Here is a 10,920-nt window from a genome sequence, read left to right on the forward strand (position 1 = left end):
TATAGGTCTGATAATATCAGATCTATAATAGGGGGATTTGTAGCTCTTAGAGACGGACTTTTTTTGCCATACTGTCGAGAACTGCATTAACAAGTTTTGGCTCATCACCTTCAAAAAACGCCTTTGCTATGTCAACATATTCATTCATGACAACTGCAACGGGAACATCTTTACGGTTGATCAACTCCCATAAACCTGCTCGTAAAATTGCTCGCAATATAGAATCAAGACGTGAAAGAGACCACTCTGCAGAAAGCTGTTGATGAAGCAGCGGATCAAGCTGCTTTTGATCTTTTACAACACCCGTTATAATAGCCAAAAACCATTGAAAATCAGCTTCAAGATATTGGTCTCCATCAATATCTTTTCCCAAACGATAAGCCTCATACTCAGCTGCCGTTTCCATCACCCCCGAACCCACGATATCCATTTGATAGAGTGCTTGAACTGCAGCGAGTCTTGCTGCTCCACGTTTATTGGCTGAACGCGAAAAATGTCTGCTTTTTATATCAGCCATATTTAACGATTATCTCCAAATCTCTTTTTTAGAGCGATCATACATAAAGCAGCTTCAGCCGCAAAACCACCTTTATTTTTATCATCTAGTTTTGCACGCACCCATGCTTGTTCTTCATTTTCAACAGTCAAAATACCATTTCCAATAGCCAAGTGCTGACGAACAGTTAAATCCATCAATGCACGACAAGAATCATTAGCAACAATTTCAAAGTGATATGTTTCACCCCGAATAACACAACCAAGAGCAACATAACCATCATACGATATCTTGTTTTGTTCAGCAAAAGCTATTGCACTTGGTATTTCTAATGCTCCAGGAACCGTTACAACATCATAACTTGCTTCAGCTTTTTGCAAAGTATTCACTGCACCTCTCAAAAGCGCATCAGAAATCCCCTCATAAAAACGTGCTTCAACAATCAATACGTGAGGCTTTTTACGTATCTCTTTCATCATAATGGAATTCCACAAAAAACGAATCAAAAAAATCAAGGTTATAAAGCATAAAATTCTGAAAACAATCAATAGAGTGTTGGCTTATTCACCTTCTCTTTTTAAAGTAAAAAGCTTTGCAGCATAACGAGCAAGTTGATCAATTTCCAAATTGACCCGATCTCCAATTTTAGCTTGTCCCCACGTTGTCATTTCAAGTGTATGGCGAATAATAAGAACATCAAAAACACAATCCTCAACACCATTAACAGTCAAAGATGTCCCATTAAGAGCAATAGATCCCTTATTAACAATGAAAGGCATAAATTGTCTTGAAACTTTTAAATAAAAGCGAATTGCATCCCCTTCATTTTTTTGATCAATGATTTCAGCCAAACCATCAATATGACCAGAAACTAAATGTCCTCCCATTTCATCACCCAATCGAAGCGAACGTTCCAAATTAACAAAAGTTCCTTTTATCCATTGTACAAGATTCGTTAAACGTAATGTTTCTTCCCACGCCTCGACAACAAACCAATTGGAATCTTCTTGCTTTAATCCTCGCTCTACAATTGTCAGACAAATTCCTGAACAAGCAATTGACGCCCCAATTGCTAAGCTTTCTATAGCATAGCGGGTAGAAATCTTTAAACGAATCCCCTGCTTTAAAGGTTGAACATCTTCAACACAACCAATATCCGTTATAATTCCTGTGAACATAATGTCTTACGTCTCCACTTATAAAAACGGTCATTTCCAAACATTCTTGTCTCAATCTCATGAAACTGCGAGAGATAATTTCCAAAATGAGGGGCTTCAATACGATTTTTGCCTAAAACAATGGGGGTATGAAAACATATCAAATGATCAACACAACCAGCATTCAAAAATTTTTCCCCTGTCTTGACACCCCCTTCCAATAAAACACTATTAATCCCATGTTTATAAAGCATCTGTAAAAGAGCAAAGGGTTCTACACAACCATTATTCATCTCGACCGAATAAACAGACACACCATATTGCTCCAATGCATTTTTTTTGCTTTTCTTTGAAATATCCACATCACAAATAACCCATGTAGGAATTTTTATGGCTGTTTGGACAACTTTTGCATCAAGGGGGATAGATAAATCTGCATCCAAAATAATACGAATTGGTGAGCGCATCTCCATCCCTGGCAAGCGGCAATTGAGTTGTGGATCATCTGCTAATATAGTACCAATACCAACGAGGATAGCATTATTTTGAGCACGTAGAATATGCGTATGGGCATGAGAAAGTGTTCCACTAATTTTTACGCTGCCCTTCTCTCTTTTTCCAACACCATTATCGGCAGAAATTGCCATTTTAAAAGTGACCGCACAGCGTTGTATCTTCCTTATGCACCAATGCGTCCATAAGGATTCAAAAGCCTCTTCAGCTAAAATGCCCTCAACCACTTCAATACCCGCCGCTCGCAAAAGAGCAATACCATGACCATCAACACGCTTGTCACAATCAGTCAGCGCAACAACAACTCGAGAAACACCTGAATCAATAAGCGCATTCACACACGGCGAAGTTTTTCCATAATGCGCACAAGGTTCTAAAGTAACATAAGCTGTCGCTCCTTGAGCCAAAGAACCTGCCATGTGTAAAGCTTGCACTTCCGCATGAGGACTCCCATGAATAGCTGTTACGCCATAGCCAACAATAAAAGCCCCCACAGCACCATTATCGTTTCGCACAATTAACGTACCAACGGAAGGATTCTCACCTGTAAGACCGACATGACGTTCTGCTAAACGAATAGCTGCAGCCATAAACCGTTCATCTTGCACTTTTTTATTCATCAAAACGAGATTCTGTATCCGCGATACCCTTTGACAATTCATCTATAACATCGTGAAAATCGCTTGCATTACGAAAATCTCGATACACAGAAGCAAAACGAATATAAGCAATATCATCAATTCTTTTCAATGCTTCCATCACAAGATGCCCAATTTTTTCTGAAGAAATCTCTGGTTCTCCCAAACTTTCAAGCTGGCGTACAATGCCAGAAATTGCTCGTTCAATATGATCAGGATCAATATTGCGCTTACGTACAGCCACATCAACTGATCGCATTAACTTATCACGATCGAAGGGTTCACATCGTCCACTTTTTTTAGCAACCAAGAGCTCACGCAACTGAACACGTTCAAAAGTTGTAAAACGACCACCACAAACGGAACACACACGGCGGCGGCGAATCACTGCCCCCTCTTCTGCTGGACGAGAGTCTTTGACCTGTGTATCCTCATATTGGCAGTAAGGACAGCGCATCCTTTGTATCCTTAACGAGTGGTAAGATAAGAGTAAAGAGGAAATTGATTCGTTATATCTTTTACCTTTTTCTCAACAGCCATTTCAACGGCATGATTATCTTCATCACTTTTTGCACTCCGAAGACCATCAAGAACTTCTGAAATCAGATGACCAACTTGAATAAACTCTTTTTCTAAAAAACCACGCGTCGTGGCAGCAGGTGATCCCAAACGAATTCCCGATGTTATAGATGGCGTTTCAGAATCAAAAGGAATGCCATTTTTATTGCAGGTAATATGAGCGCGTCCCAAAGCCAATTCAGCACGTTTACCTGTTAGATTTTTGGAACGTAAATCAACCAACAACAAATGATTATCTGTACCACCAGAAACAATATTAAAACCATTACCCTGTAATGTTTTTGCTAAAGTTTTCGCATTAGCGACAACATTGGCACTGTAACTCTTGAAAGAGGGACGCAAAGCCTCCTCAAACGCAACAGCCTTTGCGGCAATCACATGCATTAAAGGACCACCCTGAAGACCAGGAAAAATTGCAGAATTAATTTTTCTGGATAAAGCCTCATCATTTGTCAATATTAAACCACCACGAGGACCTCGAAGCGACTTATGTGTTGTTGTTGTTACAATATGCGCATGTGGAACAGGTGAAGGATGCACGCCACCAGCAACAAGACCAGCAATATGAGACATATCAACGAGTAAATGAGCACCGATTTCATCTGCAATTTCACGGAATCGTTTCCAATCCCATAGCCGTGGATAAGATGAGCCCCCTGCTATAATAAGTTTTGGCTTACGTTCTTTTGCAAGCTGCTCAACCTCATCCATATCAATAATCTGATCTTCTTGACGCACACCATAGGAAACAACATCAAACCATTTTCCTGACATATTAACAGGTGAACCATGCGTAAGGTGACCTCCAGCATTTAAATCCAACCCCATAAATGTGTCACCAGGCTGAAGTAAAGCTAAAAAGACAGCTTGATTCATTTGGCTACCAGAATTAGGCTGTACATTCGCAAACGCAGCACCGAAAAGCTGTTTTGCCCTTTCAATAGCTAAATCTTCAACGACATCAACAAATTGACACCCACCATAGTAGCGCTTTCTTGGATAACCTTCTGCATACTTATTGGTTAAAACAGACCCTTGCGCTTCAAGGACCGCTCTTGAAACAATATTCTCTGAAGCAATCAGCTCAATTTCATGTTGTTGACGCTCAAACTCCCCTCTAATTGCGTCAAAAATTGCACCATCAACAGTTTGTAAATTATCATTAAAAAAGCGCTTTTGTGCGTCATTTTCTTGCTGAGTCATAAAACACATTCCTAACATAAAAAAATAAAGTCAAAGAACGATAACACAGCAAACCATGCAAACCAAACATTTTAAACTACTTACACTCAAAAATAATGAGGCAAATATTTATCTTATTCTTTGTTATAAAAACAGCGAAAAACTTTCCTCTCGAGAATAGTAAAAAATGAGATTACATTTCTTTTTTTACACTCTTATTTGTTTACACCTTTTACAAAAAATATCTATAATCTAAAGAAATTCAATAATTTAATGATTAAAAATAATTTATAATGTGAAAAGCTGAATATAATAGGCAAAGTTAATACGAAGGCAAATAAGAATGCTAACCAAAGTTTTTATTGATGGTGAACATGGCACAACCGGACTACAAATACAAAAACGCTTAGAAAGGCGTACAGATTTAAAACTACTCTCTCTTGCTCATAAAGATCGCCATAATGTTCATCTGCGACAAGACTATCTTAATCAAGCCGATATTGCTATTTTGTGTCTTCCAGATGATGCTGCACGCGAAACGGTTCATTGGCTTCAAAAAAATAAAAACATTAGGATTATTGATAGCTCGACAGCCCACCGTGTTGCACCAGACTGGGTTTACGGTTTTCCTGAAATGACAGCAGGACAAAGAAAGCGCATCCAAGCAGCACATTATATAACCAATCCCGGATGCTATCCTACCGGTGCCATTAGTTTGATTCGCCCACTCCGTGAAGCAGGACTGCTAGACGCCGATTATCCCATCTCGATTAATGCAATCTCCGGCTATACCGGTGGTGGAAAACAGTTGATTTTACAAATGGAAAATCAATCTCAACAAAATATTCAGGGCAATTATTTTATCTATGGTCTTAATCTTGAACACAAACATGTGCCAGAAATCAAGATCTATGGACAAATCAATCAAACCCCAGTTTTTATACCAAGTGTGGGTCGTTTTCCCCAAGGAATGATTGTGAATCTTCCTCTGCATCGCCATTTATTCACAAAATCAGCAAACTGTTCTGATTTGCGCGAAATTCTTGCAAACCATTACGATGGACAAAATACCATTTTAGTTGCATCACAAGAAGAAACTGTTTCACTTGAAAGACTTAATCCAGAGTGTTTAGCCAATAAAGATGGTATGAAACTGTTCGTATTTGGAAATGATCGTGAAGGTATTTTTAATCTCAGCGCCATATTCGATAATTTAGGAAAAGGCGCATCAGCTGCAGCTATCCAGAACCTCGATTTAATGCTTGCAAGCGACTAAACCTCCCTACCCACAAACTTTTATTCAACAACGCGATATGCCCCTTTCGTTGCTCGCCAGTGTGCAACCGCAAAACATAACACGGCTAGTGCCATACTTTGATGAATGAGCCCTAAACTTATCGGAACCTCATGTAACACTGTTAAGATACCCAAGACTGCTTGGATAATAATCATAACACAAATAAGAAATGCACGACGAGAATGAGTTGAATGTGGAACATTTTTTTGTACATAGAAAGCATGAACAACTGAGACAATAAATAAAAAATAAGCAAAAAACCGATGAATAAATTGAACCATTAAGGAATTTTCGAATAAATTAAGCCAAACAGGACGATGCTGCAACAATCCATCAGGAATAATCTGCCCATCCATAAGCGGCCATGTATTATAGACTTTTCCAGCATGAAGCCCTGCAACCAAAGCTCCGAAATAAATCTCTATCAAGACGAGAATAACAAGCCATGCCGCAAAATATTGCACCTTTTTATTTGCTGGCTTTTCTGAATATTCTGCAAGCCCTCGAGATAAATAAGTAACAAAAACAATAACAAAACATGCCGTTATAAGATGAAATGCCAAACGATATTGGCTCACACTTGTTAAATTACTTTGCCCAATCCCTGAAGCAACCATCCACCAACCAATAAAGCCTTGAAAGGCGATAAGAATAGGTACAACAATAAGCGGGAGTAAGATATTTTTTTCAACACGCTTAGTCGCCCAAAACCAAATGAGCCCCAATAAAGCGACAAGACCAACAAGACGCCCAAGAACACGATGCGCCCATTCCCACCAAAAAATGACCTTAAAAGCACTTAAGGTCATATCAGGATTAAGCAGCTTATATTGTGCTATTTGTTGATATTTTAAAAATTCCTCTTGCCATTGATCCTCACCAATCGGTGGAATAACGCCGTGTATTGGCTTCCATTCCGTTATAGATAATCCTGATCCCGTCAAACGAGTAGCGCCACCTACTAAGACAATTGCCAAACAAAGCAATAAAATAGAGTAAAGCCACACCTGTATATGTTTTCTATTTTCCTTTTGCACAGGCGTTAAAATGCTATTGTTTAATCTCTTTATTGCCATATCTGATTGCCCCACGCTTCTCTCCAACTAAAATGCATTTTAAAATTTAAACATTAACTCTTTGTCTATTTTAGTATGTACTACAATTTTAGCAAAAAACAAGCGTACCACTATAACATGCGATACATATTTCTTTTTTACGAAGCTTATGATGCTACAACGCGATAAACAGTCTTTGGAAAGCTGTCTACCATACGCATCATCCATTCTTGTTCATTAAGAACAGTATTACAAATATAATAGTCTGTTAGCTCTGCAAATTGCTCAACCCCATATTTTGGTTCGCTTGCCATCTCTAGGATGATAAAATCATATTCTTTTTTAAATTCTTGTAATATATGAAAAATATCATTTGAAAAATCTTGTGCTGAAATAGCACTTGTTAACCCCTGAGGAAGAATATCAACCCCCGTATCATAATCACGGTAAATAACATCATGCAACTTGGCATTGCCCGTTAAAATATCACTCAGTCCGCGATGTGGGCCAATGACTTTCTCTATTTGTTGACCAGAAATATCGACCAACAAAATTGTTTTGTTCTCTTTTGTGAGATGAAGTGAAAGCTTTGCCGCTGTCCGTGCAGCTTCTGGTCCAATGATTGAAATAATGGTTGAAGCACGCCATTTCAAAACATCAGATAATCCCTCTATCGTAATAAAAGCTTCAAAATTTTTCATTTCTTGAGAGACTAAAATACTCTCATTCTTCTTAAGACCATTTTCTTTTGATCTCAAATCCTCTTCTGAGATTTGGTCTTTTTTCCTTTTAAAGCACGGATAGAATAACAATATTCCTAGCAAAAGAGTAAGGAAGCTGGCCAATGCACTCACAAGAATATTTTTTCCATAAAGAGCCATAAAAGAAATTGGTGCTAACGTTGTTGGCACGACCACGTGGATATTTGTATTTTGTAAGAGAAAAGGATCATCACTCAATCTCCGATATGAATCAATAATTTTTTCTCTTCGTTGAGCAGACTTGCTCATCGCTTCATTTTGGGCATCGACTGCTGCTTTTATTTTATTTTCAAACTCGTTAAATATTTCATTCAAAGATTGGGATTGATCTTTTACAAAAAAACTCACCCTTTTTTGAAGCTGTTTTTCTAATTCCGTTGCAATAACCTCATCTGAATGAACTTGATAAACGATTTGTAAAATTTTATTTTTTAATTGATGAGAAACTGTCTCTAATTCTGCAGTCATCGCTTTAATTTGAGGATGTGTCCACCCTAATTGTGCAGCCATATGTGCTCTTTGTGTTTCCAAGAGATCACGTTTAGATTCCAGAGCAGCAATTGCTGAATTGCCTGCAATAAACGATAAAGACAGTAAAGACTGCCCATTTTCACGCATCATGTTAATCGTTGAATTCAAACTTGTTAAATGAATACGTTTTAAAGTTGCTTGCGTTAATTGCATCGAAAGATCATAAAGCTCTGTTTGTTTTACACCACGCTGAATAAAAGAATCAATAGATTTACGAAATTCCTGCACGATATTAAGGATTGCAATATTATCATATTGTTTGTCTTCTAATTTATCATTTAACAAGAATTGTTTCTGTTTTATGATTGCTTGTGAAAATGCGGAAAACCAAGTTTCCAACCCACGTTGAGCTGCTTCAAGTGTCTCGGCTTCAAAAGTAAGATCGATAAAATCACCATGACGCGATAAACGGATATTTTCATGATTTTTTTTCTTATAAGAAGCACTTAAAGAAAAATTCGAATCATTGAAGAACATAGGCTGTGAAAACAAAAAGGCGATAACATTGTCTTGCTTTTTAATTGGTAATGGCTTTCCTACAGAATCAGATAATGAAAATGTTAAAGTTGCTTGGTAACCACGGGGCTGGACAAAATAATACAACCAAATCAAAGATACACATAGCATTTGTAATAGCAAAACAATCAAAATGCTTCGCCATACGGTACGTACGAATAGTCTTTTATTACATGTAAGACTCATCTTTATTTTAACCAGCAAAATACTTCTTCATATTGTTTTATTAAGAGAAAGTAGTAACTATCCTCTTAACTTGCTGTCATATTATTTTGAGATAATAAAAATATAAAATTTAAGCACAAATGTTCAACAATAGCTTTAAAGAACTTAATTCATATTTTTTTTGAGGCTCTCTAGTTGTTTTTTTGCTTCAGAAGTAACAACCGCTCTAATGGTAATAGACCCATCATCATGCCCTTCTTGCACTATTTCCGCAGAGTTTTCATAAAACCAATCAATAAGCGACATTTCATGAGGTTGTAAAAGATATTCAATGCTTTGCACCTCTCCAAAAATTCGCTTTTCAATGGCTCTTAATAATTGATCGAGTCCATCCCCCTTAAGTGCTGATACCATGAGAGCAGGATTTAATCGCGTCTTTGCGCTTGTTTGTAAAACATTCAATGCTTGCTCATCTAACATATCAATCTTATTCCAAACTTCTATGATATGCTCCATATCATCAATATCGATATCAAGACTTGAAAGCACTTCTAAAACATCTTGGGCATGTGCTCGATGATCAAGATCTGACATATCTCTTACATGAAGAATGAGATCTGCTTCAACCACTTCTTCAAGGGTTGCTCTAAAAGCTGCAATCAAATTCGTTGGCAAGTTAGAAATAAACCCTACAGTATCAGACAAAAGAACAGTTTTTCCATGGGGAAGCACAACTTTGCGCAAAGTCGGATCAAGCGTTGCAAATAACATATTCTTTGCTAAAACATCTGCACCGCTTAAACGGTTAAAAAGAGTTGACTTTCCTGTATTCGTATATCCTACCATTGCTACAACAGGATAAGATGTTTTTTTCCTTTTTGCTCTATGAAGTGCACGTGTTTTAATAACCGTTTGCAATTCGCGGCGAATACGAATAATTTTCTCTTGTAAAAGACGCCTATCTGCTTCAATTTGCGTCTCACCAGGTCCACCTAGGAAGCCACGCCCCCCCCGTTGCCTTTCCAAGTGCGTCCAACTCCGCACAAGCCTCCCTTTTTGATAGGACAAACGCGCTAACTCTACTTGCAAAACTCCTTCTTTTGTTCGTGCACGATCCCCAAAAATTTCAAGAATCAAAGCCGTTCTATCGATAACTTTGCAATTCCATAATTTTTCTAAATTACGCTGCTGTACTGGCGTTAAAAAGTGATCTACAATCGCAAGCTCAATAGAATATTCATCTATATAACAGGTTAACGCATCTACTTTACCTTTTCCAAAGAGAGTCGCAGAGCGAGGCGTTGCAATATTAATCGTTTCATAATTAACAACTTCTAACCTTATAGCACGCGCTAACCCCAATGATTCTTTAACACGAGAAGATATAGAACACTCTCTCAAAGAGCTTTCACTTCTATTTTCTTGAAAAATCGGTATCAGAACAAGTGCGCGCACCTGTTCTGTATTCTGCGAAAATACCCCTCCTAATCTCTCATTTTCATTTATCATAGCAATCTAAGTACTTTTAAATGGGATAAGAGGTCTATCTTAAAATGATATGTTTACTCAGGACTTTCACCCTCAAACATCTGTACAGGCTGTCCAGGCATAATCGTAGAAATAGCATGCTTATAAACCAATTGCGCGTGTCCATCTCGGCGCAAAAGAACACAAAAATTATCAAATGAAGTTACAATACCCGTGAGTTTAACGCCATTGACAAGAAAAATTGTAAGGGAAATTTTTTGCTTACGCACCGTATTTAAAAACACATCTTGCAGGTGTTGTGATCGCTCTGCCATTATTCTTACACCTTTATCTAGATTGCATAAAAATATTCGTGCATGCATATCGACTGAAAAATATCCAATTGTCAACGTAGAAGCTTAAAAATTCAGCAACAAACAACTGAAATTAGAGAAAAAACGGCTCTTTAAGACAATAATAAAGTACAACTTACGAAAAGCTATATTAAATTAAAAATTTTTCTACGTTTACTTTTTTATGAGCTTACAATTCAAAGGGATACT

11 protein-coding genes are annotated in these 10,920 nt (G+C 37.6%); 1 reads left to right on the forward strand and 10 read right to left on the reverse strand.

Features of this window, described 5'->3' with window-relative positions:
- Positions 1–46 precede the first annotated feature (46 nt).
- The 6 genes from nusB to glyA form a co-directional block, all read right to left on the reverse strand.
- Positions 47–517: a transcription antitermination factor NusB gene (gene nusB, locus ACFINW_RS03025; protein WP_375621299.1), complete on the reverse strand. Its 471-nt coding sequence runs from the start codon at positions 515–517 to the stop codon at positions 47–49.
- 2 nt (positions 518–519) lie between these two features.
- Positions 520–975: a 6,7-dimethyl-8-ribityllumazine synthase gene (locus tag ACFINW_RS03030; RefSeq protein ID WP_375673782.1), complete on the reverse strand. Its 456-nt coding sequence runs from the start codon at positions 973–975 to the stop codon at positions 520–522.
- Positions 976–1,056: 81 nt separating this feature from the next.
- Positions 1,057–1,674: a riboflavin synthase gene (locus tag ACFINW_RS03035; protein WP_375621301.1), complete on the reverse strand. Its 618-nt coding sequence runs from the start codon at positions 1,672–1,674 to the stop codon at positions 1,057–1,059.
- Positions 1,656–2,786 (reverse strand): bifunctional diaminohydroxyphosphoribosylaminopyrimidine deaminase/5-amino-6-(5-phosphoribosylamino)uracil reductase RibD, encoded by a 1,131-nt coding sequence (gene ribD / locus ACFINW_RS03040; RefSeq protein WP_375613062.1) that lies wholly within the window; start codon positions 2,784–2,786, stop codon positions 1,656–1,658. Before ribD ends, ACFINW_RS03035 begins: the two co-directional genes overlap by 19 nt.
- Positions 2,779–3,261 carry a transcriptional regulator NrdR gene (nrdR, locus tag ACFINW_RS03045; RefSeq protein ID WP_375611570.1) on the reverse strand — a complete coding sequence of 161 codons (483 nt, stop codon included), beginning with the start codon at positions 3,259–3,261 and terminating at the stop codon, positions 2,779–2,781. The genes ribD and nrdR overlap by 8 nt, the downstream gene beginning before the upstream one ends.
- Before the next feature lie 11 nt (positions 3,262–3,272).
- Entirely contained in the window at positions 3,273–4,586 is a 1,314-nt protein-coding gene (gene glyA / locus ACFINW_RS03050) for a serine hydroxymethyltransferase (RefSeq protein ID WP_375621302.1), read from the reverse strand.
- A 322-nt stretch (positions 4,587–4,908) separates the two neighbouring features.
- Between glyA and argC the strand changes: the two genes are divergently transcribed.
- Positions 4,909–5,841 carry an N-acetyl-gamma-glutamyl-phosphate reductase gene (gene argC / locus ACFINW_RS03055; protein ID WP_375621303.1) on the forward strand — a complete coding sequence of 311 codons (933 nt, stop codon included), beginning with the start codon at positions 4,909–4,911 and terminating at the stop codon, positions 5,839–5,841.
- Between the two features lie 20 nt (positions 5,842–5,861).
- On the opposite strand, the gene ACFINW_RS03060 is transcribed toward argC, so the two are convergent.
- The 4 genes from ACFINW_RS03060 to hfq form a co-directional block, all read right to left on the reverse strand.
- Positions 5,862–6,938, reverse strand: a complete 1,077-nt coding sequence (locus tag ACFINW_RS03060) for a COX15/CtaA family protein (RefSeq protein ID WP_375640538.1) — start codon at positions 6,936–6,938, stop codon at positions 5,862–5,864.
- Between the two features lie 146 nt (positions 6,939–7,084).
- Positions 7,085–8,911, reverse strand: coding sequence for a hypothetical protein (locus ACFINW_RS03065; RefSeq protein ID WP_375611566.1), 1,827 nt, complete (start codon positions 8,909–8,911; stop codon positions 7,085–7,087).
- A 144-nt stretch (positions 8,912–9,055) separates the two neighbouring features.
- Positions 9,056–10,399, reverse strand: a complete 1,344-nt coding sequence (gene hflX / locus ACFINW_RS03070) for a GTPase HflX (RefSeq protein ID WP_375611565.1) — start codon at positions 10,397–10,399, stop codon at positions 9,056–9,058.
- 53 nt (positions 10,400–10,452) lie between these two features.
- Complete coding sequence (gene hfq / locus ACFINW_RS03075; RefSeq protein WP_005773461.1) at positions 10,453–10,692, reverse strand: RNA chaperone Hfq; 240 nt, start codon at positions 10,690–10,692, stop codon at positions 10,453–10,455.
- Positions 10,693–10,920: the final 228 nt, after the last annotated feature.

It is taken from the genome of Bartonella sp. AA18HLJMS (assembly GCF_042197245.1).
In the GTDB taxonomy this organism is placed as follows: domain Bacteria; phylum Pseudomonadota; class Alphaproteobacteria; order Rhizobiales; family Rhizobiaceae; genus Bartonella.